Below are 24,467 nucleotides of genomic sequence, written 5' to 3'. Positions count from 1 at the left end.
GGAGACGGCTCGGTCAGGCCGGGAGCGCCGGAGCGCCGATGACGCGGCGGATCCAGGCGTCCGGGTCGGAGATCTCCTGCGTCGTCGGCAGCGTCTCGGGAGAGGTCCAGATCCGGTTGAACCCGTCCATGCCCACCTTGCCCACCACCGTGCGCACGAACGCCGAGCCCTCGGCGTACTGCTTCATCTTGAGCTCGATGCCGAGCAGGCGGCGGATCGTCCGGTCGAGCTTGGAGCCCCCCTCTCGCCGCTGGGCGAACTTGGCCCGGATGTCGGCCACCGACGGCACCACGGAGGGGCCCACGGCGTCCATCACATAGTCGCCGTGCCCCTCCACCAGCGTCATCACGGCCGTCAGCCGGTCGAGGATCTCCTTCTGGGCAGGCGTCTGGATGACATCGATGAGGTTGCCCTCGCCGCCCCGCACCACGTCGGCCACGGTGTCGGCCGCACTGCGCAGCCGTTCGAGGACCGTGGTGAGATCGAGGTCGGAGGCGAGCAGGAACTCGGTCATCTGCGAGCGGATGTACTCGCGCAGCCAGGGCACGCCGGTGAACTGCACCCGGTGCGTCTCCTCGTGCAGGCACACCCACAGGCGGAAGTCGTGCGGGTCGACGTTCATCTCCCGCTCGGCGTGGACGATGTTGGGCGCCACCAGCGTCAGGCGGCCCGCCGGCTCCCGGCCCGACGGGTCCGGCGGCAGGAACAGCTCGTACTGGCCCAGCACCCGCGAGGCGAGGAAGGCCAGCACGGCGCCCACCTCGACGCCGGTGATGCGGGAGCCCACGGCAGCGACGATGGGTGGCGGCGGATTGGCGCCGCCGCCGATCCGCTGGGTGAGCGGCTCCAGCACGACGCGGAAGCCCTCGACGTTGGCCCTGATCCAGCCGGGCCGGTCCACGACGGTCGCCGTCTGCGGCGCGGCGTCGGCGTGGATCTTGGTGAACTCCCGCACGTGGCCCTCGGCCTCCCGCGAGAGAGTACGGAGCTCGGTGACGGCCTGCCTGGCCTCCTCACGGGTCACTTGGGGACCGGGGCGCACCAGGCGCGTGCCGGTCGAGACGGCCAGATCCCAGTCGATCACCTGCATACCGTCCACCGTACGTGGTCCTCTCCCAACCCGCGAAGAAGCGCCGGTGTCCGGACTGAGGAGCGACCATTTCGGCGTCAGGAACGGGAGACGATGGCGGCGAGGCGGTCGAGGACCGGCTCGGCGTTGAGGGGGACGCGGTCGGCCATGAAGGCGAACGTGACGAGCCGGCCGTCCTTGGTGGTCGCCATCCCCGCCAGCGTGTTGACGTTGTTGAGCGTGCCCGTCTTGGCGCGGACCAGCCCGACCTGGCCTCTGCTGTCGGCCTCGGTGAAGCGCCTGCCGTTGCCGAGCGTGCCGGAGAAGCCGGCGACCGGCATGCCGGAGGCGATCGCGCGCAGCTCCGGGTGGGTGGCGCCGCTCGCGGTGGCGATGACGCGGGCCAGCGCGTCGGCGCTGATGCGGTTGAACGGCGACAGGCCGCTGCCGTCGCGGATCTGGACGCCGTTCGAGAGGCCGAGCCGCTTGAGCACCTGCAGGGTCGCGGCGGCGCCGCCCTCGAAGGAGGCGGGCTGCCCCTCCTTGATCGCCACCTGGCGGGCCAGCGCCTCGGCCAGGTCGTCGTCGCTGAAGGTCAGGGTGTGCTCGACCAGGGCGTAGAGAGGCGGCGACTCGACGCGGGCCAGCTCGGCCGCGCCGGCGGCGGCCTTGGCCGGGCGTACGGACCGCGCCACGCCGATGCCCTGGCGGCCGAGGAGCCGGGCGAACGCGGCGGCGGCGTAGCGCGGCGGGTCGGAGACGCGCGGCGTGGACTGGCTGGGGGTGCGGCGGCCCTCGTCCATCGCCAGCGCGGACACGGGCGCGACCTCGCCGTCGGGGATGTAGTTCGGCTTCCAGCAGGAGCAGACGCCCGAGCCGGTGTAGAGCGACGCGTCGTACGAGAGCGTGACCTTGGTGACGCCCTTGGCCTTGAGCGCGGCGGCGGTGCGCGCGGCGAGCGTGGCCAGCGACGCCTGCCTGGGGTAGGAGCCCGGCCTGGCCGAGGGGCCCGCCAGCGTGGGGTCGCCGCCGCCGACCAGCACGACCGCGCCGGGCGACGCGCCCTGCACGACGCGCGTGGCCAGGCGGGCGTCGGGACCGAGCGCGGCGAGCGCGGCGGTGCTGGTGACCAGCTTCGTGGTGGAGGCGGGGGTGATGCCCGTGTCCGCGCCGGCGGCGAAGATGCGCTCCCCGGTGGCCGCGTCCAGGACGACGGCGCCCACCCGGGCCCCCAGCTGTTTGTCCCCCAGCGCGTCGGTGAGCTGGCGGGTCAAAGTACTCTTAGTCGGGAGAGGTCCGTCTCCGGCCCTCGCCGGCAGCCCGGGCAGTACCGGGCCCGCGGTGACCACGGGGGCGGCGGGAGACCCCTCAGGAGACGCCGTCGGCTCGTCCGGTGACGACTGCCTCGTCAGGGCGTCCAGGTTCAGGTCGCTCGTCACGGCGTAGACGCCGATGACGATCGTCAGGACCTGGAGCAGGGCGAGCGTGGTCAGCATCACCCACCGCTCGTGCCGCGCCACGTCCCTGACCTCTCTCCTGGTGTTCGCCTACGAGACATTAACGCCCACCCGGGGGTGCCGGGGGGTGTGAGCGGAGGAACCGCGGTGGAGTTCGACGTTGTCGTTGAGATTCCCAAGGGACAACGGAACAAGTATGAAGTGGACCACGAGACCGGGAAGATCAGGCTTGACCGGCTCCTGTTCACCTCCACGCAGTACCCCGCCGACTACGGCTTCATCGAGCACACGCTCGGCGAGGACGGCGACCCGCTCGACGCGCTGGTGCTGCTGCAGGAGCCGACGTTCCCGGGCTGCTACATCACCTGCCGCGCCGTCGGCATGTTCCGGATGACCGACGAGAAGGGCGGTGACGACAAGGTCCTCTGCGTCCCGTCCACCGACCCGCGCATGGAGCACATCCGCGACATCCATCACGTGCCCGAGTTCGACCGGCTGGAGATCCAGCACTTCTTCGAGGTCTACAAGGACCTGGAGCCCGGCAAGTCGGTCGAGGGCGCCAACTGGGTCGGCCGCATGGAGGCCGAGGTCGAGATCAAGCGCTCCTTCGAGCGGGCGCGCGAAGAGGGCCACGCTCACTGATTCCTCAGGCCGGCCTGGTGGCGCCCACCAGGTCCGGCCGCCACATCGAGGCGACCCGGACCACGTCGCCGGTCTGCGGGGCGTGGACCATCATGCCGTCGCCCACGTAGATGCCCACGTGGTGGATGGTGCCGGGATCTTCGCTCTCGTAGCCGAAGAACAGCAGGTCGCCGCGGTGGAGCTGGTCGAGCGGGACGTGCGGTCCGGAGGTCCACTGGGTGCCCGTCCAGTGGTCCAGCCGCACTCCCACCTGCTCCCAGGCCCGCATGGTCAGGCCGGAGCAGTCGTAGGTCGACGGCCCCGCGGCCGCCCAGACGTACGGCTTGCCGAGCTGGGTGAGCGCCCAGTTGGCGGCCAGGTCGCCGCCGGCCGAGCCCTTGGCGACCAGGCCGCCGCTGAGGCCGGCGAGCCGGGCCTGGCGGGCCGCCTCGCGCTCCCTGGCCAGCCGGTCGGCCCTGCTCCGGGCCGCGTCGACCCGGCGCTCCAGCCCGTGGAGCTCCCGGCGCAGGCTTCTGGTCTCCTCACGCTGCCGGGCCACGGCCCGGTCGGCCGCGATCTTGGCCTGCTCGGCGCGCCGTGACGCCGCCTGCTGCTCGGCGTAGGCGTCGGCGGCCTGGGCGCGCATGATGCCGGCGACCGCCTGGGCGTCGCGCATCCGGTCGAGCACGAGGGCGCGCTCGCCGCTGATCTCCTCCAGCACGCTGGCCCGGTGCAGGTAGCCGTCGTAGTCGCCGGTGTCGCTCATCAGGAGGAGCAGGGGCCTGCTCAGGTCGAAGCCGCCGTAGCTCTCGGCGGCGAGCACGGCGACGGCCCGCCGTCCCGACTCGACCTCCGCGTCGGCCGAGGCGAGTCGCGCCCGCGCCTCGTCGTACGCCTGGTTCGCCTGGCGCATCCGGACCATCTCGCCGTTGTACGCCTCCACCAGCCGCTCGACGCTCGCGGTCAGCTCGTCGAGGCGTGAGCGGGCGTGGACGAGGGCGGCGCTGGCGACACCGAGCTCCTTGCTGCGCTGCCGTACGGCCCGGCGGGCGCGGTGGACCTGCCGCGTGGACGGCGGGCGCGCGGCGGCGACCGGCGCGCCGGAATGAGCGGAGAGGCGGGCCGGCGCGGAGAGCGCGGCGGCCGGGCCGGCCGGTGGGCACAGGGCGACGACCAGGCAGGCGGCGAGGCCCGCCCTGACGGAGCGCATGGTTTCCCCTCCTCTTTGGTGGCATTACGCACCACCTTTCCCAGAGGTTACTCTGCGCACACACGTAACTCACGGAGCGTGTTCAGCCGAGGCGGAACAGGCGCTGCATCCAGGGGCGGACGCCGAGCGGTGGCGGGGGCGCGCCGCGCGGGTAGGTGAAGACGGGCGTCTGGGTGCCGTAGCGGGCGCGCAGGGCGGCGGCCTGGCACCAGTCCGCGCCGACCCGGGCCGCCGCCCAGGCCGCGGTGATCGCCGGGCGTGTCTCGGGGTGCCGGTCGTAGGTCTGGTAGAGCGTCATGGTGGCGTCGGCGGCCTGGAAGCCGTCACTGGGGTACGCGGCTCCGGCCAGGTACGGGGCGGTGATCCGGCCGCCGTGGAGGCTGCCGAGCGCCCACGTCCAGTTGGCCAGCACCAGGGCGAGCACCGGGTCGGGCACATCGGCGGCGGCCGCGTACATGCGCTCCTGCCGCGGGCCGGTCAGCCTGCGGGAGGCCCAGAACCAGTCGAGCTCGTCCTGCGGCTGGTCGGCGGCCAGCCAGGACAGGACGGCCAGGCCGCGGGCGGTGCGCAGGCGGCAGAGCTCCAGGACGTCGCGGAGCATGCGCGGCCCCCGGTCGAGCCAGGTGGGCCAGGCCGTCCGGTGGCTCCTGGTCACCAGGTCGGCCAGCTCCGGACGGACGGGCAGCGGGCAGACCCGGCAGCCGAGGTGCGGGTCCTCGCGGAGCTGGTAGGCCTGCACGAACGTTCTCAGGGGGCGGCCGTGAGGGACGGCGTGGGGGGCTGCTCGGCGGTCGGGACCGGGGTGGGGGCGGGGGGCGGGGTGGGAGCGGGCACCGGGGTGGGGGCCGGCTTCCCGGTGGGCTTCCCGGTGGGATGCCCCGGGGGGCAGGGGGTGGCGCCGGGGCCGTGGCTCTGGTGCTCTCTGGGCCCTCCGTCGCTCGGGTCACCGGGGGTGCCCGGAGTGCCTGGGTTGCTTGGAGTGCCGGGATTACCCGGATTCGCCGGGGTCCCCGGGGTGCCCGGGACGCCCGGCGGCGTGACGGGGCCGCCGGGGGTGCCCGGGGTGCCGGGCGGGCGGACCGGGGACGACGGGGGCGTCGCGGGCGCGTGGGTGGCGGCGGTGGTGCCCGGCAGGGAGCCCTGGGTGGGGACGGCGCCCGCGGTCGGCGGCGGCGCGACCGGCGTGACCGAGTGGAACATCCCGTACGGGAACGTCGCCCGCGAGTCCACGATCGGCTCGACGATGGGCTCGACGTCGACCGCGGGGTCGCCCGGCGCGGGGCCCCACGGCAGCCGGGCGCCGGGCGGCTCGGCCGTCGCGGGCAGGGCGACGGGTGTGCCGCCGCCCTGCCGATGCAGGTCGCCGTCGAACTGGTGGAAGACGGCAGCTATCGCCACCATGGACGCGACCGCCGCCAGCGTGCCAGCCACCGCCTGAGGCCACCGGCGAGGCCGCCTGTCACCGGGTACGGGAAACCCGTCGGGGCCGAGTCCCCCCGATCGCCTCGCGACGTAACGCCGGTACGGCAGCAGCTCGGGGTCGGCGAAGCAGCTCAGCACCCTGACCCGGAGCGCGTCGGGCAGCGGCACCGGCGGCACCAGGTCGAAGACCTTGGCCTCCGACACCGGGCGGGTGCGGTGCGGCGCGCAGGTCTCGCACCGGGGCAGGTGCCGGACGAGCTGGTCGCGCATCTCGGGCGTCAGCTCACCGGCGAACCCGGTCAGGATCCGGGCCCGTCTGGCGCAGTCGTAGGGTCCCTTGCGGGCCAGGACCTCGGCCGTGATCGCGTCCCGGAGCCGCTCGCGGGCCTGCGCGTGAGCGGCCTCGACCTGGCGCGGGCGCACGCCGAGCACCGCGGCCACCTCGGGCAGCGTCAGACCGTGCCGGGTCGTCAGCTCCAGCACCGCCCGGTCGGCGAGGGGCAGGTCGCGGACCGCGTTGGCCGCCATGACGCGCAGGTCGGCGTCGGCGGGGTCGCCGGGCGGGCCGGGCGGGCCGGGCGCGAAGAGCTCCTCGACCGGCGGACCGGCGACAGGAACGAGCGCCTCGGGCCATGCCTCAGGGCCCGTCCAAGGGCCCGTCGCAGACCCCGTCACAGGTCCCGTAGCGGAGTCGCCGGCGGCGGGCCGGTGGGCGGCCAGCCGCCGGCGCAGGCACTCGGCGTGGGCCAGCGCGTAGAGCCACGTCCGCAGCCGCCCCGGATCGGAAAGGGAGCCGGCGTGCGCCGCGGCCGAGATCAGGGTGTCGCGGAGCGCCACCTGCGCGCTGTCGGAGTGCGGAAGAAGGGACCAGCAGTATCTATAGATGCCCTCGGCGTACGCGTCGTAGAGCGCGGCGAGGGCATCCGGGTCTCCGGCGCGGAGCGCTTCGACCAGGACGCGGTCATTCATATGACCGAATGTAATGGATTAGTAACTTGTAGTTCTACCCTTTCGGCGCGTACGGCGTCGCTCGTTCACCTTGGCCGTCAGAACGGCACCGGAATTGCCCTGTCAGAAGTATTCATTAGCCTTTTTAGAGTAAATTTCGTATTACCCGCCTGCCGCGTCCCGGGAGGAGACGGACGCGGCGGCGATCACTCCTTGTGCTCGGTATCGACCGAGCTGCCCCGGTCCACGGCGAACGGCGGCATGGACGGCTTGATCGTGTGCAGCGGCACCGCGCCGCCCAGTGCCAGCTCCTCGTACGGCCGCGCCGTCGAGCCCCACGTGCGGGCCGTCACCTCGGCCTCGGTCACCGTGCTCTTGTCGGGCAGCCCCTCCACGGTCAGCACGAAGCGCGGCGAGCGGCCCGGCTTGACGTCGTCGACGAACGTGCTGCCTCCCCCGAGCAGCTTGCCGTCCCGGCCGCGCAGCAGCGCGTTGACCACCAGGCTGCCCGCCGGGAGCCGGTACGGGTTGCCCACGTAACCGGTGATCACCACCGAGCCGTCCTTCTGCGGCAGGGTCTGGATCCGCGTCACCGGGAACGGCCGGAAGGCCGACGGGACGCGGGCGGCGATCCGCCACTGGGCGGGCCGGTACTCGATGGAGACCTTCGCCGGCTTGTGCTCGGCGTTGGCGTGGCCGGTGAAGGCCAGGTCACCGTTGGGCGGCACGGCGTCGAGCGGCTGGTCCATCCTGACCACCTCATGCCCGGCGGCGTCCCGGCCGACGATCGTGGCGACCACGTGCTCGCCGAAGTGCCACGGGTTGTCGTTGGCGAGGACTCCCGCCCAGTTGACGACGTACCCGTCGGACGACTTCGAGACGTGCGACACCTGCTCCTTGAGCGTGAGCGGCTTGAGCTTGGGTTCTGAGGAGACCTCTGTCGAACACCCGGCGAGGCAGATCGCCCCGAGTGCGAGAAGGCTGACGGTTCGGCTACGCGGGATCACTTTGCCGTGATAGCCGCTTCATGGGTACGGCTGGCAGGGGACACGCGCCTGCCGTACCAACTCTTTAACGCGCCCGCACGACCCTGGTCTCGTCCCATACCGGGTGTGGCGACTCGTAGACGGTCCCGTCGGAGCCGAAGACCAGGAAACGGTCGAAGTCGGCGGCGAACCAGCGGTCGTGGGTGACCGCGAGAACCGTGCCGTCGAAGGCGTCGAGCCCCGCCTGGAGCGCCTCGGCACTGGCCAGGTCGAGGTTGTCGGTCGGCTCGTCGAGCAGCAGCAGTGTGGCGCCGGACAGCTCCAGCAGCAGGATCTGCAGCCGCGCCTGCTGGCCGCCGGAGAGCGTGTCGAAGCGCTGCTCGGCGACCATCCCGGCCAGCTCGTAGCGGGCCAGCGCCTTCATGGCCTGACTCTTGTCCTTGGCGTGCTCGGTCATGACGATCTCGACCGGCGGGCGGCCGAGCAGGTCGGGCCGGGCGTGGGTCTGGGCGAAGTGGCCGGGTACGACACGGGCGCCGAGCCGGCCCGTGCCGGCGTGCCGTACCGGCTCGCCCGCGAGCAGCCGCAGGAAGTGGGACTTGCCCGAGCCGTTGGAGCCGAGGACCGCGACGCGCTCGCCGTACCAGACCTCCAGGTCGAACGGCCGCATCAGGCCGGTCAGCTCCAGCCCCTCGCAGATCACCGCCCGCTTGCCGGTGCGGCCGCCCTTGAGCCGCATGCTGATGTTCTGCTCGGCGGGCGGCACCTCGGGCGGCCCCGCCTCCACGAACCTGCGCAGCCGCGTCTGGGCCGCGTGGTAGGGGGCGGCCATGCCGTCGTTGTAGCGGGCCTTGTTCTTCAGCATGTTGACCAGGGCCTTGAGCTTGGCGTGCTCCTCGTCCCAGCGCCTGCGCAGCTCGTCGAGGCGCTCGTTGCGGGCCTTGCGCGCCTCGCCGTAGGTGGCGAAGCCGCCGCCGTGGATCCAGATGTTGCCGGCCTCGACGGTGACGATGCGGTCGGCGGCGTTGGCGAGGAGCTGGCGGTCGTGGCTGACCAGGAGGACCGTCTTGGGGGTCTCCCTGAGCTGCCGCTCCAGCCACTCCTTGCCGGGCACGTCGAGGTAGTTGTCGGGCTCGTCCAGCAGCAGCGTCTGGTCGGGGCCCCGCAGCAGCGCCTCCAGGACGAGCCGCTTCTGCTCGCCGCCCGACAGGGTCGACACGTCGCGGTACTTCACGTCGTCGTACGGGACGCCGAGCGCGGCGACGGTGCAGGTGTCCCAGAGGACCTCGATGTCGTAGCCGCCCGCGTCGGTGTAGTCGGTGATGGCCTGCGCGTAGCGGATCTGCGTCTTCTCGTCCTCGCGCTCCATCATGACCAGCTCGGCCGCCTCCAGCCGCTCGGCGGCCTGGCGCACCGCCGGCGGCGCGACGCTGAGCAGCAGGTCGTGGACGGTGCTGCCGTCCCTCACGCTGCCCACGAACTGGCGCATCACGCCGAGTCCGCCGGAGCTCGTCACGCCGCCCTCGACGGGCTGGAGGTCTCCGGCGACGATCCGCAGCAGGGTGGTCTTGCCGGCGCCGTTGGGGCCGACGAGCGCGGCCTTGACGCCCTCGCCGACGCGGAAGGACACGTCGTTGAGCAGCGGCCGCCCGTCCGGCAGGACGTACGTCAGATGCCCGATCTCCACGTGGCCCACTGCGATTCCCTTCCTAGGTCCTCGCGCAGGGTACCCGCCGGCCGGCCTCCCGGACACTTCGATTTCCGCTGCCACGGCCTCGCCCGTTCGCCCCGAGCCGGACCACGCAGCCGACTCGGTGACCGGACGAGGTCAGACCTCTCCCAGGTCCCGGAGCGGCGCGGCCCTCTCCCCACCTGCGATCTGACGGGCCACGCGGCCCGCGTGCTCCAGGATGCGCGCGTTGACGAGGTCGGGCACGTCGAACGCGACCGAGTGCCCGCTGCCGGGCACCAGCTCCACCTCGGCGGACGGGACGAGCCGGGCCAGCCGCCGGGCCTCAGCGGCCGAGTCCTGCATGGTGCTGTGCGCGCCGAACACGAACCGGCTGGGCACGGTGACGGCGGCCAGCTCCTCGTCCGTCAGGGGCACCATCGGGGGCAGCCCCTGCTCGTACAGGTACGCGCCCGAGATGGCGACCATGAGCAGCTCGTCCGCCCGGTTGATCGAGTCGGTGTGGATCAGGCGGGCCAGGGGTCGCCTGATCCACGGCGGCGCGTGGAGGCCGAGCCCGCAGGCGAAGCCCCAGGCGTAGTGGCGCAGGCCGGCCACCCTGAAGGCGGCCGGGTCGAGCAGCGTCGTCCCGGCCACCCGCTCGGGCATGCGGATGGCCGCGTGCAGCGCCTGCCAGCCGCCGTAGGAGAAGCCCACGAGGTACGCGGCGGGCGCACCGATGCCGTCGAGGACCTCGGCGAGCCAGCCGGTCAGGTCGCCGGGGCCGTCGAAGGGCCGGGTCTGGACGCTGCGCCCGGCCGCTCCGACCGGGTCCACGAGGTAGACGGGATGGGCGGCGCCGACCGGGCCGCTGGTGTGGATCCAGCCCAGCGAGTTGCCGCCGTGGCCGGGCAGGAAGACCACCGGCAGGCCGTCCGCCACGCCGGTGCGGTAGAGGCGGGTGGTGCCGTAGGCGGTGGGGACGTCGAGCTGCTCCAGCGGCGCCGGCCAGTCGCGGATGGCCGCGTCGTAGCCGGCGAAGTAGCGCTCCTCCGCCTTCTCGTTGCGGAACCGGCCGATCCGAGGGCGATCTGCCATCGTTCACTCCATTCGACGGTCTTTGTTGATACATGTGTATCATGAAAAAATGCCGAAGCGAGTAGACCACGAGGAGCGCCGGAGCCAGATCGCCGCGGCGGTGGTCCGGATCGCCGCGTCGCGCGGCCTGGAGGCGGCCAGCATGCGGGAGGTGGCGGCCGAGGCCGGCGTCTCGCTGCGGCTGGTGCAGTACTACTTCCACACCAAGGAGGAGCTGCTGCGCGGCGTGCTCACCCATCTGGGCGGGCTGATCGCGCAGCGGGTGACCCGGGCCGTGGCGGCGCTCGGCGAGCCGATGACACCGCGCACGTTCCTGTACGGCGCGCTGACGGCGCTCATCCCCACCGACGACGAGAGCCGGCGGATCGTGCTGGCTTACCAGGCCCACTACACGCTCACGCTGACCCGGCCGGAGCTCGCCCCCGACGGCCTGACGTACGCGAACGCGCTGCGCGACCTGGTGGCCCGCCAGATCCGGGAGGCCCAGGAGGCCGGCCAGGTCGCCGGGAGCGCGGATCCGAAGGTCGCGGCGGCCATCGCGCTCGCCCTGGTGACGGGGCTCCAGTCCAGCGTGCTGGCCGGGCAGTACGACGGGCAGGAGGCCGTGGGCCTGCTGACGGCCCACCTGAACCGCCTCTTCACGCCGTGAGAAGAGGAGTCAGGCCTTCGCGGGAGGGCAGATGGCGCCGGCTGCCACCTCGACGGCGGCGGCGACCAGCAGGGGGACGGCCGGATGCACGCCCAGCAGCAGCGTGCCCAGGACGGCGCCGGCGAAGGTCGCGGCGACCGTGGCGAAGCGCCGGCCCGCGGTCTCCAGCGACGACAGCATGAACAGCCCCGCCAGCGACCGGGTCACCACGGTCGTCGGCAGGTCGTGGGCCGCCACCCGCAGCACCGTGGCGTTGCGCGAGCCCATCGCCAGGGCCAGGGGGACGATGACGGCGAAGCGCTGCGGATCCTGCCCCAGGCGGTCGCTCAGGAGCAGCGCGAGCAGCGCCGCCACCAGGATGAGCACACCCTCGCCGGCGAGGGCGAACGCCAGCCACCGCCGCCCACGCCACCTGAGCAGCACGCCGTGCATCCAGTGCCCGCCGCCGGCGCCGGCCGCGAACGCCGCGAGGGCCGCGAGCGGCCCGGCCGCCTGAATGGAGCCGCCCGCCAGGCCGAACCCGGCGAACAGCACGTTTCCGGTCATCACCGCGGTGAACACGTGACCGAGCCCGAGGAAGCTCACCGCCTCGACCACGCCCGTGACCCCCGTCAGCAGGACCAGGATCACGGTCAGCCGCTCGGGCCGCCTCCCCGTCGCGAAGGGCATGTCCCCTTCATACGCGAAGGGCATGTCCGCTTCATATCCGCCGCACCGGTCACGGACGAAGCCGCCGCACCGGTCCCGGGACGCACGCGAGCAGGAGGAACAGGGCCGCGACCAGGTACGGCCAGCGGCTCAGGTCGAGCAGGCAGGTCGCCGGGAACCCGTAGCCGGTGATCGGCTGGACGAGGAACGTCAGCCCCGCCACGGTGACGAGGGCCAGCACCCGGGCTCCACGCGTGCCGAGACCCGCGGCGGCGACCGCGGTGACGGCGAGCAGGCAGACGTTCACGCCGAAGGTGCCCATGGCCAGCATCTTGAAGAAGGACAGGTCGTCGATCGCCGTCGTCGCGTGGACGTACTCGCCGCACCGGGTGGCCGGGTCGGCGAGCGCGAGGCGCATCCGGAGCACCGGCCACAGCGCGACGACGAGCGCGACCGTCCATCCGGCCGCGGCTCTGCGACCCGCCGCACCGGTCCCGGGCCGGGCGACGGCGAGGAGGACCGCCGCGGCGGCCAGGGCCGCGAGTTCGATCCCCCGGCTCGGATGGGAGGGGGTCCACGGGTAGCGCAGCGGGATCACCACGTCGGCCGCGATGACGAGCAGCGTGAGCGGGAGCCCGAGCAGGCGGGTCCACGCGGGCGCCCACAGCACCAGCAGGGCCAGCGCCACCGGCAACAGCATGTCCGCCCAGACGACGGCCTCCCCCGCGACCGCGGCGGCGACGCTCGTCACCACCGGCCGGTACGCGAACCAGCCGAACGGTTCGCGGGGCAGGGCGAGCACGAGGGTCGGCACGGCGGCCAGGACGACCGCGCCGAGACGTGAGTCGAGCCGTGCCCGGCGAGCCGTGGCTGGGGACATCGGGGGGTCGTTCCTCCGGCTGGACGGACCGCACAGCGTGAAGATGCGACAGTAGCGGATCTTCACCATGGGTCTGGACAGCAAGTGATCTAATGACTAGAACTGTAGGGAATCCCCCTAAGGACGTGCCATGACGCGATTCCGCACTGCCCTTGTCCCCCTGGCCGCCACGATCCTCGGCCTCACCGCACTGCCCTCCCAGGCCACGGCCGCACCGCCGAAACCGGTGCCGACGGTCTCCGCCGAGCGGTCCGCCGCCCCGCTCGGCGCCGCCGCCGCGTGCGCGCCGTCCGTCAAGGGCGCCTCGATCGACGCCCGGCTGACGAGCCTGTTCACCGCGTACGGCAACGACAACAGCCGGCTCGACGACTGGACCGGCGCCGACGGCACCTACTCGCTGCGCCTGCCCAGCGGGCGCGAGCTGTGGATCTTCTCCGACACGTTCCTCGGCAGGATCAACTCCGACGGCTCCCGGCCCCCGGTGGTCGAGGAGGGCGGCACCACCGTCTTCCTCAACAACAGCTTCGCCGTCGAGAACGGCGGCCGGCTGTCCACGATCCACGCCGGCACCCCCGACAAGCCCGTCGCGGTGATGCCGCCACGCGACGACAAGCACTGGTACTGGGCCGGTGACGCCACCCTGGCCGGGGGCGTCGTCGAGGTGACCTACCAGGAGTACGAGCGCTACGGCACCGGCGCGTGGGACTGGCGCTGGCACCGCAACGTGGTCGCCAGGTTCGCCCCCGGCCGGCTGGACCGGCCGCTCAGCGTCCACGACCTGCCCTCCGGGCACGGGGTCGCGTGGGCCTCGGCCACCCTCAAGGACGGCGGCTACACCTACGTCTACGGGGTGGAGGACCTCGGCTCGCCCAAGTACATGCACGTCGCCCGGGTCAAGGGGCAGAGCCTGCTCGGCGCCTGGGAGTACCTGAAGGCCGACGGCACCTGGTCGGCCGACGAGAGCGACTCGGCCCGCGTCATGAGCGGCGTGGCCAACGAGTACAGCGTCACCAAGGTCGGCGACGGCTACGTGCTCATCACCCACGACACGACCGAGGCGCTGAGCGCGAACATCGTGGCCTACTCCTCGTGCTCGCCGGTCGGGCCGTTCACCGGCAAGCAGCACGTCTACACGACACCCGAGACCGGCGGGAACATCTTCACCTACAACGCCCACGCCCACCCCGAGGTCTCGGGTAAGGGACTGGTCGTGTCCTACAACGTCAACAGCTTCGTGAACACCGACCACTACCGCGACTCGTCGATCTACCGGCCCCGCTTCATCGACGTGAGCTTCGGGTGAGACGCAACTGGGCGGCGCGCCTGCGGTCCGTCACCCTCGACGGGCTGCGGGCGGTCGTGCTGGAGAACGAGCGGCTCCGCGTGACCGTGGTGCCCGGCAAGGGCGGTGACGTGGTGGAGTTCCTGCACAAGCCCACCGACACCGACTTCGTCTGGCTCTCGCCGCAGGGCCTGCGCGACCCGGCCCACCACCTCCAGGGTGCCGCCGACGACGTCGCCCAGTTCGTCGACCACTACGAGGGCGGATGGCAGGAGGTCTTCCCCAACGGCGGCGCGCCCTGCGAGTACCGGGGGGCGCGGCTGGCCCAGCACGGCGAGGTGGCCGGCCTGCCCTGGGACTGCGAGATCACGGCCGACTCCGAGGAGGAGGTCGCGGTACGGCTGAGCGTGCGGACCCGGCGCCTGCCGTACCTGGTGGAGAAGACGTTCCGGCTGCGGGCCGGGACGGCCGCGCTGGAGACCGAGGGACGCGTGACCAACGAGTCCGACGTGGAGCTGCACGCGATGTGGGGACAGCACATCGTGTACGGCCGGCCGTTCCTGCGGCCGGGCGCGCGGATCCGGCTGCCGGACGGCGTCACCGTGATCCCGCACGACAGCGCCATCAACCCCCTCGGACGCCGGGTCAAGCCGGGAGGGCCGTGGACGTGGCCGGTCGTGCCGGCCGACGGCGGCGGCGAGACCGACCTGAGCGTGGTGCCGGAGCGCGGGGCGCCCAGCGACATCGTGTACCTGACGGGGTTCGCCGAAGGATGGTACGAGATCGCCGGCGAGGTGGGGCTGCGCGTCGAATGGGACGCGGAGGTCCTGCCGTACCTGTGGATGTGGCAGGAGGTCGGCGCGTCGGCCGGCTACCCCTGGTGGGGACGCGCCTACACCGTCGGGCTAGAGCCGTTCGCCGGCATGCCGACCGACGGGCTGGAGCGGGCCGTGGCCAACGGCACGGCGCTCACCCTGGGACCACGTGAGACGAGAACGCTGACGATGCGGGTGGAGGTCCTCGCGTGAGCGAGTTCAACGGGAAGGTGGCCCTGGTCACCGGCGGCTCGATGGGAATCGGGCGCGCGGTGGTGGACCGGCTGGCCGACGGTGGCGCGTCCGTGGTGTTCTGCGGCGCGGACAAGGACGCGGCACTCGACACCGAGCACGTGACGGGCGTCGTCGCCGACGTGCGCCGGGCCGGCGACATGCGCGACCTGGTGGACCTGGCGGTCGCCAGGTACGGCGGGCTGGACATCGTGGTGACGTGCGCGGGCGTGCAGAGGTACGGCACGGTCGAGGACACCCCGGAGGACGTCTGGGACGAGGTCCTGGACATCAACCTCAAGGGCGTCTACCTCACCTGCAAGGCGGCCGTCCCCCGGCTGCGGGCGCGCGGCGGCGGGTCGATCGTGGTGATGTCGTCGGTGCAGGCGTTCGCCTCGCAGGCGCAGGTGGCCGCCTACACCGCGAGCAAGGCCGCCCTGAACGGCCTGACCAGGGCGATGGCGCTCGACCACGCGGCCGACGGCATCCGGGCGAACGTGGTGTGCCCCGGCTCGGTGGACACGCCGATGCTGCGCTGGGCGGCCGACCTGTGGCGTGGACCGCTGTCGCAGGAGGAGCAGGTGGCCCAGTGGGGCCGCGCCCACCCTCTCGGCCGGGTGGCGCGGGCTGAGGAGGTGGCCGAGCTGGTGGCGTTCCTGGCGAGCCCCCGTTCGTCGTTCATCACCGGCGCGGAGCACCGGGTGGACGGCGGCCTGCTGGCGCGGAACCCGGCCGCCCTTCCTGACTGACCACGCCCGCGCGCCGCCGCCCCGGCGGCGCGGGCGTCAGCGTTCTAAGACCGCGCCGGCCGGGCCGGCGGCGAGGGCCAGGCGGGCGCGCAGGTCGTCGCGGAGGGCCGCGAACCGGGCGGGCTCGGCCGCGATGACGGCGCGCTGCGCCGCGGCGTCGGCGGCGTACCAGGCGCTCACCAGCCCCGAGGACCACTTGCAGGCCGTGTCGGCCGTGGCGGTCCGCCGCTCCGGCGCCGTGACGGCGTCGGAGCGCAGGTCCCAGCGGGGGTCGGCGATGGCCGCCTCCGGTGACGGGTAGGGATGGCCGGCGCGCTCCATGCAGGCCCTCCAGCGGGCGGCTGCCTCGATGACGGCGGGGTGCCGGGCGGCCTGCTCGACCGTCCGCGCGTCCTGGACGGCCAGCCACTGCCAGTCCGCGGGTCCGGCGTCCGCCGTGGCGGGGTTCGCCGTGGCGGGCCCGGACAGCCGGGCCGTGGCGCGCTCGGCGCAGCCCGGGTGGCCGGGGGCGCCGTCGAGGTCGCGGCGGGCGGAGCGGCTCAGGCCGGAGTCCCAGGCCGTCCGGGACGGCGCGGAGGGGGGCAGGTGGTAGCCGCGGCGGCGGGCCCGGCCGGGGTCCGCGACGCCGTACCGGCGGCTGTTGCCCGGGTCCGCGGCGGCGACGGCGGCGGCGTCCGGGCGGGGCGGTGAGACGGCGTGACCACGGCGGTGCATGCAGCGGGCGAGGAGCGCGGCGCGGGCGCGCGCCATCAGGGCTCGCTGGCCCGGCGTGGGGCGGTAGGCGTCGAACGGCAGCACGAGGTCGGCGACCCCGGTCACCGGGTTCGCCGGCCCGTCAGCGCCCGCGACCGGCTCATCCGTGACCGGCCGATCCACCACGGGCACACCGGGTGGCGGCGGTGGGGCGGCGCAGGCCACGGTCGTGCAGGCCACGGCGCTCAGGAGCGCGCCGAGGGCCGCCGGGGCGCGGGAGGGTCCGCGGCGGCCGGTCTCCGGAGGCCCGATCCGGAAACCGGCCCCGCCCCATCCGGTCACACGCACCAGATGCTGAGGGAGCTCGCGGTGTTGTTGCCGACCTCGCTGCCGCCCAGGAAGGGGTCGGCGCGGCCGTCCGCGAACATGCTGTGGGCGCCGGTGTAGAAGGGGTTCTGCCAGAGGACGACGTCGCAGCCGGCGTGGTTCTTGACGGAGCTGCTGTCGTCGTCCACCCGCCGCCCGCTCTCCAGCCCCTTCTTGCCCTCGGACCACAGGTCGTCACCGAGGTACGGCTCGTCGGCTGCGAAGTCGCGCCACAGGTCGCGCGGGTAGGCCCCGTCGTAGTTGTAGCCGTAGTACGCGTACAGGCACACCACCCCCTTGCCGCAGCCTCCGTCCGGGCCCGCCAGCGCGGACGCCGCCGGCAGCGCGAGGGTGAACGTCGTGGCCGCGGCCAGGGCACCGGCCACGCGAGTGATCGTCCCCACAGCTGTCTCCCCGAGGACCTCGAAGGTGAGTCTCCTTGATCGGTAACTTAGCGTTATCTGCAGCACACGGCCCGCTATGACATGCCGATTCATGCAAGGGAGACAGCCGTGGGAGAGAGAGGCTAGAGGGGGACCTCCAGGGAGACGTCCGGGTCGGCGAAGCGGTCGTTGGGCACCTGGGCGTACCAGCCGGGCCGGCCCGGGTCCCGGTCGTAGGGGTAGCCGCCCAGCTCGCGGTAGAGCTCGGCGTAGCGCTGCACCTTCTCCCGGTCCAGCCGCACGCCGAGCCCCGGCCCGGTGGGCACCGCGATGGCGCCGTCCGCGTAGGGCAGCGGGCCGCCCTCGATGACGTCGTCGCGGAGCTGGTGGTAGTGGGCGTCGGCCGCGTACGTGAGGTTGGGCAGCACCGCGCCGAGGTGCAGCATGGTGGCGAGCTGGACGCCCAGCTCGCCGGAGGAGTGGACGGCGATGCCGAGCTGGAACGTCTCGCACACCCCGGCCGCCTTCACGCACGGCCGGATGCCGCCCCAGAAGGTGGTGTCGAGCAGGACCACGTCGGCGGCGCGGCGCAGCACGTTGGAGGCGAGCTGCTCGAAGTTGACGACGACGGTGTTCGTGGCGAGCGGCACCCGGACCTGCTCGCGCACGGCCCGCAGCCCCTCCAGGCCCCAGACGGGGTCCTCCAGGTAGTCGTTGTCCAGCCCCTCGATGGCCCGGCCGAAGCGCAGCCCCTCGGCCAGCGACAGCACCGCGTTGGGGTCGTAGCGCAGCCGGTCGCCGGGGAAGGCGTCGGCCAGCGCCCGGTAGCACTCCAGCTCGTGGTCCGGCGGGAACACGCCGCCCTTGAGCTTGTGGACGGTGAACCCGTGCGCCTCCTTCAGGTCCCGCGCGTGCGCGACGAGCTGGCCGGGCGTGCGGATCTCGGGGTGTCCCTCGGCCGCGTACCGGAAGAACAGGTACGACGCGAACGGCACGGCGTCGCGGATGCGGCCGCCCAGCAGCTCGCTGACCGGCACGCCGAGCCGCTGCCCGACGAGGTCGAGGCAGGCGAACTCGATGGCGGCGAGGAGCTGGGTGCGGTTGTTGTAGAGCGACGCCGTCGGATTAGCGATCTTGAAGCGGAGCGCTTCGAGCCGGAAGGGGTCGTGACCCTTCAGGTACGGCAGGAGCGCCCGGAAGGCCGCCTCGGCGCTCTCGCCTCCCCCGCCCATCTCGCCCAGGCCGACGAGCCCGTCGTCGGCCTCGACCTCGACGAGCGTCCGGACGAACCGCCCCCAGTGGGCGCCGTTGCTGTGCCGCAGCGGCGCCTCCAGCGGTACGGCGACCGTGGTGGCCCGGATGTCAACGATCTTCACGCGCACGTCCCCCAGACCGCGGCCACCCCGCACGCGGGCAGCCGTACCTTGACCGATTCGCCCGCCACCTCGGCGGGTTCGCGCCCGCGCTCCAGCCCGGCGCTGACCCGGGCGGAGCGCAGCCCGGGCAGGGTGAGCGTGACCTCGACCGGCTCGGCGGCCAGCGACTGGAGCCGGACGACCCGCTCGGCCCCCGCCTGCCCGATCGAGGTGACCAGCACGTCGGGATGGTCCACCGACGCGTACGACCGGACGGTGTCGCCCGACGGGCCGGTGACCAGCACGCCCGCGAACGGCTCGGTCAGCCCGGCGGCCGCGAGCGCGCCCAGCCGCCTGCCCTCGGCGCCCGCCTCGGACATGACCGCGTAGCGGAACGTGGTCTCGCCCTGCTGCTGCGCCGGGAAGTTGGTGTCCCAGATGTTGTTGAGCGCCCAGGAGTACACCGTGCCGTCCTCCTGCTCCAGCGTCGGCGGGAACGGCGCGTACGGCATGTGGATGGTGCCGAGCTGCACCAGCGGCGCCTCCAGCGTGGCCCAGGCGACGGTCAGCTCGGGGTCGTCGAAGGCGATCCAGTGCCGGATGGGCAGCATGTACGCGGCCGAGCCGGGCACCTGCGGCACGTCCGGCCCGCCGACGCCGCCGGTCAGCTCCCAGGCGGTCGCCTTGCCGGCGGCGAACGGGAAGGCCAGGAAGACCGCCTCCTTCGCCGGGGTGCCCTGCTTGGCGAGCTGGTAGGTCAGGTCCAGCCGGGGGACGCCGCGGTGCAGCTCGATCGTGGTGCGCAGCCAATCCACGCCCTTGCCCTGGAGCTCCACGACCAGCCGCTCGGTCACGGCGGTGCGCTGGGCCTTGACGACGGTGGCGTTCCGGCCGATGGCACGGTCGCCGAGCAGGGTGCGGTCGTGCGCGCCCACGTGCCCGGACAGGTGGTTGAAGTGCGGGGCGGTGGCGTAGCGGTCGTAGACGTACTGGCCGAACCCGGCCGCCGCGTCCCGGTTGACCAGCTCCCGGCCGGCGACCTTGTCGAAGATCGAGCCGATGTAGCCCTCGCGGAGGTCGTACGTCACCCGGTAGAACTCGTTCTCGATGACCCCGCCCAGGTCGGGCTCGACCGGCTCGGCCGCCTGGCTCTCGCTCCTGACCACGTCGATCCGGGCGTAGCCGTGGCCGGGGACGTCGGGCACCACCGCGTGCAGGTGCCGCCCGATCGGCCGGGTGGGCCAGTCGTCGGGGTGGACGTACTCCTCGTGGTGGGCGAGCGTCTCGCCGGTCCGGGAGTCCACCAGCGCGATCGGCACGTCGGCCGCGACCACGTCGCGCGGCAGGAACGCCCGGACGAGGTCGGTGCGGGCCCGCGTCGCCGGGTTGAACACCGCGAACGACGCCAGGGTGCCGTCCGGGAGGTCGCCCTCGCCGGACAGGGCCGCGCCGAAGCGGCGGACGGCGGCGTGCAGCAGGTCGGCCGCGTCGTCCTGGGCGTCGTAGGCGCCCGACGACTTGCGGGTCCACTGCAGGCCGCCGGAGTCGCCCGCCTCCTCGGCGTCCTCCCACGGGTTCGCGGCGCCCCAGGTGTGCTCGTTGAACAGCGCCACCTTGTCGTACGCCTCGTCGATGCTCGCGGTGGCGTCCGCCCCGGCGAGCGTGTGCAGGGTCTCGGCGGCGCGCAGCGCCGACTGCGCCCGCCGCACGTAGCCGAGCGGGCGCGCGCCCGAGCCGAGCCCGTCGGCCCACCAGTCGGTCCAGTCGCCCTCGTGGACGGCCAGCCGGTCGAGGTAGCGCTCCTCGACGTGCTCGAAGAAGTCGCTGTTGACGGCCGAGCGCAGGCGCGGGTACGCCCAGTTCTCGTTCCAGGTCCGGGCGATCGCGGCGGGCACGATCGACGGGCCGGCGTTGTCGGCGTGCGCGCCCTGCACGCGCAGGTGCAGCACGTCCAGCTCGTACGGCTCCCGGGGCGCGTCCGGCCCCTGCCAGCCGAACGTGCCCGGCCCGTACGGGTACCCGCGCGAGGCCAGCGCGGCCAGGTAGCGCGGCAGCAGGTCGTCGGCCAGCTCGTAGGAGTCGGTCAGCCCGACCGTGTTGCCCTCCATGTAGGCCATGCCGTGGGGGGTGTCGGTGAACCAGACCAGCAGCTCGTTGCCGCTGGGCGCCCGCCACCGGAACGGCCGGGTCAGCTTGTCGCCGCCGTGCAGGTACGGCACGGACCGCCCGGCCCAGTTGTGGGCCGCGGCGAGGTAGCGCACCCCCGCCGCGTTGAGCGCGTCGACCAGGCCGACGACGGCGCCGGGGACGTCGGTGTGCATGGCCGAGCGCGTGGCGAAGCCGTACCGGTCGTGCAGCTCGGAGGTGAAGCGGAGCTGCCGGTAGAGCTCCTCGGTCGAGCACGCCTCGGTGTGGAGCTGGAACGGCAGGGCGGTCACCTCGATGATCCCCTCGCGGGCCAGCGCGGCGAACGCCTCGACCTGCTCGGCGGGCCGGGCGGCGAGCCACTTCAGCGCCGGCATCGACGACTCGACCGTCCAGCGGAACTTCGCGTCGTCGGGCCAGGAGGCGGTCTCGCCGGCCAGGCGGACCGCCGCGTCCAGGTATTCGAGATGGTGGCGGAGCACCGTGCCCTGCGGGTCGGTGTAGCCGATGTCCAGGTGGGAGTGGTGGACGACGAACACGCTCCACTTGCGCTGCGGCGTCACGGTGATCAGCGCGGACCCGACGAGCCCCTCGTCGTCGCGCGACTCCAGCGTGAACGTGCGCGGCGCGGACACCTCGGGCACGAGCAGCGTGACGTCGGAGCCGGTGGCGCTGTCGGCCCCGACCAGCACGTGCGTCAACGGCCGCGTGCTCGACACCCGGACCGCCTGGCGGCCGTCGTGCGTGAACAGCGGCAGGACCGCGACCCGCACCTCCAGCCCCCGCAGCTCGATGACGGGGGTCGAGGTGTCGTTGCGCAGCGCCTGCCTGATCCCGTCGTAGTCCGGGGAGCCCAGGCTCCGCTGCAGCAACCGGCTGGTCAATTCAGACACTCCCTAGGGACAGGCCTCGGGCGAAGAGGCGCTGGGTGGCGAGGAACAGCACGACCGTCGGCAGCGAGCACATGAGGCCCGCGGCCAGCCCCACGGGCACGGGGGTGCCCGCGTAGACGTCCGTCATCAGGCCGGCGAGCGCGGTCATCACGGGCCGCACGCTCTCGGTCGTGGACAGGGTCAGACCGAAGATCAGATCGTTCCAGATGAAGGTGAACTCGAGGATGAACACGGCGGCGAGCGCGCTGGTCGAGATCGGCAGGTAGACGCGCCAGAAGATGCGGAAGGTGGACGCGCCGTCCATCCGGGCGGCCTCGAAGATCGAGAACGCCACGCCGCTGTAGTAGTTGCGCAGCACGAACGCGGCCAGGGGGACGTTGATGGCCGTGTAGATGAGGATCATGCCGGCCCGGCTGTCGTACAGGCCGGCGTCGCTGTAGCCGACGAAGAGCGGCACCAGCAGCATCTGCGACGGGAACACCGTTCCACCGAAGATGAGCAGGAACCACCAGAACCCGTGACGCAACCGGAGCACCACGATGGTGTACCCGGCCAGCGCCCCGATGACGACGCCGAGCAGCGGCGACACCACGCTGTAGAGCGCGGTGCTGGCCAGGCTCGCGCCCAGGTCCGCCTTGTCGAGCGCGGCCGCGAAGTTGGCGAACAGCGCGAAGTCGCCCGGCGGCGCCCAGGCCGTCGCCGGGTCGTACGACGCGGCCGGGCGGGAGGCGTTGACCAGCAGCAGGTACGTGGGGCCCAGCCAGATCAGCCCCAGCACGATGAGCACCGCCCGCCGGATCATCGGACCTGCCTTTTCAGGTAGAGGTACGAGGCCAGGCCGGTGACGACGGTCAGCATGACCGCCACCGCGGAGCCGTAGCCGTAGTCGCTGGCCACGAACGTCTCCTTGTACATGGTCACCGCGAGCGTCTCGGAGTTGCGCCCGGGCCCGCCCTGGGTCATCACCCAGACGATGTCGAACGTCTTCAGGCTCGCCACCAGCGCCAGCCCCACGACCACGGCGGTCAGCGGCCGCATCAGCGGCCAGGTGATGTGCCGGAACAGCCGCCATCCCGACGCTCCGTCGAGCCGGGCCGCCTCGATCGGCTCCTTGGGGATCGACTGGAGGCCCACCACGAACAGCAAGGTGTTGACGCCGAGCTGCTGCCAGGTCCACACCAGCAGCATGGCCAGCGTATTGGCCGGCGCCTGCTGCAGGAACGCCGTGTCCACGCCGAGCAGCAGGTTGGCGACGCCGCCGTGGGACAGGATCGGGCTCCACACCAGGGCGAGCCCGGCGCCGCTGAGCGCGTACGGGAGCATGAACGGCACCCGGTACCACGCGCCGCCCCTGATGTCGTGGGACAGGACGGCCACCAGCAGGCCGAGGCCGACCGGCAGCACCATCGTGCCGAGCACCCACAGCAGCGTGTTGCGCAGCGAGGTCAGCAGCGCGGGGTCGTCGAAGAGCTTGGCGAAGTTGGCCGCGCCGACCCACTCGGGCGGCGCCAGGCCGTCGTAGCGGGTGAGGCTCAGGTACGCGGTCCACACGAACGGGGCGTAGAGCAGCCCCGCGACCAGCAGGGCCGCGGGCGCCACGTACCCGTGCCGGAACCGCCCGAGAATGGGAGCACGGGTGGTCACTGGTGGGTGCTCCAGTACTCGTCGGCCTCCTTCTGGATCGTCTCCAGCACCTCCTTGTAGGTGCCGGGCTCGGTGACGAACTTGCCGAAGCCGTCGAGGGCGGCGGTCAGGACGGGCGGCGGCGTGGCCTCGAAGTAGCGGTTGACCAGGCGGTACTTGCCGCTGCCCGCGTCCTTGGTGATCTGCCCGAGCGCCTCGTCGTCGATCACGACCTTGGGGTTGGCGCTCACGTCGCCGCGGCTGCCGGCCCACTTCTGCTGGGCCTCGGCGGTGGTCCACCACCTGAGGTACTTCGTGCTGGCGTCGGGGTCGGCGGCCTTGGTCAGCGAGCAGAGCGGGCCGCTCTCGAAGATCACGGAGGTCTTGGGGAGGGAGGGGTTGACGTTGGGGATCACGAAGAAGCCGTAGTCGGTGCCCGCCTTCATGCTCCGCTGGGTCATGCTGGTGTTGAACCAGGTGCCGAACGAGATCATCGCGGCCTTGCCGTTCTTCATCACGTCGCCCGGGTCCGTCTTGTCACCGGGGTTCACGAAGTATCCGGCGTCGATGAGCTGCTTCCACTTCTCCATCACCTGGACCACACCGGGGTCGGTGTACTTGGCCTTGCCGGTGGACAGGCGGTCGTACAGGTCGGGGTCGCTGCCGGCCATGAGCTGCTCGAACCAGACGAAGGAGAACAGCACGCTGGTGTGGTAAAAGGGCGTGACCCCGGCCTTCTTCAGCGTGGCGGCGGCACCGACCAGCTCGTCCCACGTGGTCGGCGGCTTGAGGCCGTGCTGGTCGAAGAGCTTCTTGTTGTAGAACATCCCCCAGTAGGCGACGTTCATCGGCACGCAGTACTGCTTGCCGCCGATCGTGTAGTACGGCGCGAGGTCCTGCGACAGGTCGCCGGCCTTGATCGCCTCCTGCCAGACGGCCGTGGTGTCGGCCACCTGCTTCTGCTTGACGATCTCCTCCAGCATCCCCCCGGTCTGCCAGGTGAACAGGTCCGGCTTGACGTTGGTGCGGAACGACGCCTTGATGAACGCCTGGTACTGCGCCGAGTCGGTGTAGCCCGTCGGCTTCATGCCCAGGCCGATCTTCTGCTTCGACAGCGCGCCCATCTCGTCGAAGTACTTGCTCCAGGCGCCCTTGTCGTTGTACAGCGTCAGCTCGGTCTTCTTCTGCTGGGTCCCGGCGCCGGTGCCGCCACAGGCGGCGAGGAAGAGGGCGGCTACGCCGAGCGTGGCCATGCGTGACCGGATCATGCCCCGG

The 24,467-nt window shown here is 72.7% G+C and carries 22 protein-coding genes; 5 read left to right on the top strand and 17 right to left on the bottom strand.

Features of this window, described 5'->3' with window-relative positions:
- Positions 1-13: 13 nt before the first annotated feature.
- Positions 14-1,090 (bottom strand): zinc-dependent metalloprotease, encoded by a 1,077-nt coding sequence (locus MTP10_RS06215; protein ID WP_310708028.1) that lies wholly within the window; start codon positions 1,088-1,090, stop codon positions 14-16.
- A 77-nt stretch (positions 1,091-1,167) separates the two neighbouring features.
- On the bottom strand, positions 1,168-2,589 hold the full coding sequence (gene dacB, locus MTP10_RS06210) for a D-alanyl-D-alanine carboxypeptidase/D-alanyl-D-alanine-endopeptidase (RefSeq protein WP_310708027.1): 1,422 nt from the start codon (positions 2,587-2,589) through the stop codon (positions 1,168-1,170).
- 84 nt (positions 2,590-2,673) lie between these two features.
- Here dacB and MTP10_RS06205 point away from each other — a divergent pair, with 84 nt between their 5' ends.
- A complete protein-coding gene (locus MTP10_RS06205; protein WP_310708026.1) occupies positions 2,674-3,168 on the top strand; it encodes an inorganic diphosphatase in 495 nt (164 codons plus the stop codon).
- A gap of 4 nt (positions 3,169-3,172) precedes the next feature.
- On the opposite strand, the gene MTP10_RS06200 is transcribed toward MTP10_RS06205, so the two are convergent.
- The 6 genes from MTP10_RS06200 to MTP10_RS06175 all read right to left on the bottom strand — a co-directional run bounded on the left by MTP10_RS06200 (position 3,173) and on the right by MTP10_RS06175 (position 10,480).
- On the bottom strand, positions 3,173-4,357 hold the full coding sequence (locus MTP10_RS06200) for an NlpC/P60 family protein (RefSeq protein WP_310708025.1): 1,185 nt from the start codon (positions 4,355-4,357) through the stop codon (positions 3,173-3,175).
- Between the two features lie 82 nt (positions 4,358-4,439).
- Complete coding sequence (locus tag MTP10_RS06195) at positions 4,440-5,096, bottom strand: hypothetical protein (RefSeq protein WP_310708024.1); 657 nt, start codon at positions 5,094-5,096, stop codon at positions 4,440-4,442.
- An 8-nt stretch (positions 5,097-5,104) separates the two neighbouring features.
- Positions 5,105-6,748: a sigma factor-like helix-turn-helix DNA-binding protein gene (locus tag MTP10_RS06190; RefSeq protein ID WP_310708023.1), complete on the bottom strand. Its 1,644-nt coding sequence runs from the start codon at positions 6,746-6,748 to the stop codon at positions 5,105-5,107.
- Between the two features lie 185 nt (positions 6,749-6,933).
- Positions 6,934-7,617 (bottom strand): hypothetical protein, encoded by a 684-nt coding sequence (locus MTP10_RS06185; RefSeq protein ID WP_310708022.1) that lies wholly within the window; start codon positions 7,615-7,617, stop codon positions 6,934-6,936.
- A 181-nt stretch (positions 7,618-7,798) separates the two neighbouring features.
- The gene (locus MTP10_RS06180; RefSeq protein WP_310708021.1) at positions 7,799-9,409 is read right to left on the bottom strand and encodes an ATP-binding cassette domain-containing protein; all 1,611 of its coding nucleotides are present in this window, start codon (positions 9,407-9,409) and stop codon (positions 7,799-7,801) included.
- Between the two features lie 132 nt (positions 9,410-9,541).
- A complete protein-coding gene (locus tag MTP10_RS06175; protein ID WP_310708020.1) occupies positions 9,542-10,480 on the bottom strand; it encodes an alpha/beta fold hydrolase in 939 nt (312 codons plus the stop codon).
- A gap of 49 nt (positions 10,481-10,529) precedes the next feature.
- Here MTP10_RS06175 and MTP10_RS06170 point away from each other — a divergent pair, with 49 nt between their 5' ends.
- On the top strand, positions 10,530-11,129 hold the full coding sequence (locus MTP10_RS06170) for a TetR/AcrR family transcriptional regulator (protein WP_310708019.1): 600 nt from the start codon (positions 10,530-10,532) through the stop codon (positions 11,127-11,129).
- A gap of 9 nt (positions 11,130-11,138) precedes the next feature.
- On the opposite strand, the gene MTP10_RS06165 is transcribed toward MTP10_RS06170, so the two are convergent.
- Together MTP10_RS06165 and MTP10_RS06160 are read right to left on the bottom strand one after the other, a co-directional pair.
- The gene (locus MTP10_RS06165; RefSeq protein WP_310708018.1) at positions 11,139-11,798 is read right to left on the bottom strand and encodes a YoaK family protein; all 660 of its coding nucleotides are present in this window, start codon (positions 11,796-11,798) and stop codon (positions 11,139-11,141) included.
- A 49-nt stretch (positions 11,799-11,847) separates the two neighbouring features.
- Positions 11,848-12,657, bottom strand: coding sequence for a hypothetical protein (locus tag MTP10_RS06160; RefSeq protein ID WP_310708017.1), 810 nt, complete (start codon positions 12,655-12,657; stop codon positions 11,848-11,850).
- A gap of 130 nt (positions 12,658-12,787) precedes the next feature.
- Here MTP10_RS06160 and MTP10_RS06155 point away from each other — a divergent pair, with 130 nt between their 5' ends.
- The 3 genes from MTP10_RS06155 to MTP10_RS06145 are packed head-to-tail and all read left to right on the top strand — an operon-like array spanning position 12,788 to position 15,734.
- The gene (locus tag MTP10_RS06155) at positions 12,788-13,960 is read left to right on the top strand and encodes a DUF4185 domain-containing protein (protein WP_310708016.1); all 1,173 of its coding nucleotides are present in this window, start codon (positions 12,788-12,790) and stop codon (positions 13,958-13,960) included.
- Entirely contained in the window at positions 13,957-14,967 is a 1,011-nt protein-coding gene (locus tag MTP10_RS06150; protein ID WP_310708015.1) for a DUF4432 family protein, read from the top strand. Before MTP10_RS06155 ends, MTP10_RS06150 begins: the two co-directional genes overlap by 4 nt.
- Positions 14,964-15,734 (top strand): SDR family oxidoreductase, encoded by a 771-nt coding sequence (locus tag MTP10_RS06145; protein WP_310708014.1) that lies wholly within the window; start codon positions 14,964-14,966, stop codon positions 15,732-15,734. The genes MTP10_RS06150 and MTP10_RS06145 overlap by 4 nt, the downstream gene beginning before the upstream one ends.
- Before the next feature lie 36 nt (positions 15,735-15,770).
- Here MTP10_RS06145 and MTP10_RS06140 read toward each other — a convergent pair whose 3' ends face one another.
- The 7 genes from MTP10_RS06140 to MTP10_RS06110 form a co-directional block, all read right to left on the bottom strand.
- On the bottom strand, positions 15,771-16,769 hold the full coding sequence (locus tag MTP10_RS06140; RefSeq protein ID WP_310708013.1) for a hypothetical protein: 999 nt from the start codon (positions 16,767-16,769) through the stop codon (positions 15,771-15,773).
- Positions 16,766-17,197 (bottom strand): hypothetical protein, encoded by a 432-nt coding sequence (locus MTP10_RS06135; protein WP_310708012.1) that lies wholly within the window; start codon positions 17,195-17,197, stop codon positions 16,766-16,768. Before MTP10_RS06135 ends, MTP10_RS06140 begins: the two co-directional genes overlap by 4 nt.
- Positions 17,198-17,319: 122 nt before the next feature.
- Positions 17,320-18,552: an enolase C-terminal domain-like protein gene (locus MTP10_RS06130; protein WP_310708011.1), complete on the bottom strand. Its 1,233-nt coding sequence runs from the start codon at positions 18,550-18,552 to the stop codon at positions 17,320-17,322.
- Entirely contained in the window at positions 18,549-21,560 is a 3,012-nt protein-coding gene (locus MTP10_RS06125; RefSeq protein ID WP_397334420.1) for a hypothetical protein, read from the bottom strand. Before MTP10_RS06125 ends, MTP10_RS06130 begins: the two co-directional genes overlap by 4 nt.
- 1 nt (position 21,561) lies before the next feature.
- The gene (locus MTP10_RS06120) at positions 21,562-22,371 is read right to left on the bottom strand and encodes a carbohydrate ABC transporter permease (protein WP_310708009.1); all 810 of its coding nucleotides are present in this window, start codon (positions 22,369-22,371) and stop codon (positions 21,562-21,564) included.
- Entirely contained in the window at positions 22,368-23,213 is an 846-nt protein-coding gene (locus MTP10_RS06115) for a sugar ABC transporter permease (protein ID WP_310708008.1), read from the bottom strand. Before MTP10_RS06115 ends, MTP10_RS06120 begins: the two co-directional genes overlap by 4 nt.
- Positions 23,210-24,460, bottom strand: a complete 1,251-nt coding sequence (locus tag MTP10_RS06110) for an extracellular solute-binding protein (protein WP_310708007.1) — start codon at positions 24,458-24,460, stop codon at positions 23,210-23,212. Before MTP10_RS06110 ends, MTP10_RS06115 begins: the two co-directional genes overlap by 4 nt.
- Positions 24,461-24,467: the final 7 nt, after the last annotated feature.

Origin of the sequence: Nonomuraea sp. 3-1Str, from assembly GCF_031570565.1 — a bacterium.
Lineage (GTDB): Bacteria > Actinomycetota > Actinomycetes > Streptosporangiales > Streptosporangiaceae > Nonomuraea.
This window is presented reverse-complemented; position numbering and strand designations above follow the sequence as displayed.

Bases quoted from the DNA above. Each gene is read 5' to 3' on its own strand.
- MTP10_RS06110 (WP_310708007.1), bottom strand. From the start codon at position 24,460: ATGATCCGGTCACGCATGGCCACGCTCGGCGTAGCCGCCCTCTTCCTC.
- MTP10_RS06160 (WP_310708017.1), bottom strand. From the start codon at position 12,657: ATGTCCCCAGCCACGGCTCGCCGGGCACGGCTCGACTCACGTCTCGGC.
- MTP10_RS06155 (WP_310708016.1), top strand. From the start codon at position 12,788: ATGACGCGATTCCGCACTGCCCTTGTCCCCCTGGCCGCCACGATCCTC.
- MTP10_RS06175 (WP_310708020.1), bottom strand. From the start codon at position 10,480: ATGGCAGATCGCCCTCGGATCGGCCGGTTCCGCAACGAGAAGGCGGAG.
- MTP10_RS06165 (WP_310708018.1), bottom strand. From the start codon at position 11,798: ATGCCCTTCGCGACGGGGAGGCGGCCCGAGCGGCTGACCGTGATCCTG.
- MTP10_RS06170 (WP_310708019.1), top strand. From the start codon at position 10,530: ATGCCGAAGCGAGTAGACCACGAGGAGCGCCGGAGCCAGATCGCCGCG.
- MTP10_RS06200 (WP_310708025.1), bottom strand. From the start codon at position 4,357: ATGCGCTCCGTCAGGGCGGGCCTCGCCGCCTGCCTGGTCGTCGCCCTG.
- MTP10_RS06190 (WP_310708023.1), bottom strand. From the start codon at position 6,748: ATGAATGACCGCGTCCTGGTCGAAGCGCTCCGCGCCGGAGACCCGGAT.
- MTP10_RS06215 (WP_310708028.1), bottom strand. From the start codon at position 1,090: ATGCAGGTGATCGACTGGGATCTGGCCGTCTCGACCGGCACGCGCCTG.
- MTP10_RS06120 (WP_310708009.1), bottom strand. From the start codon at position 22,371: ATGATCCGGCGGGCGGTGCTCATCGTGCTGGGGCTGATCTGGCTGGGC.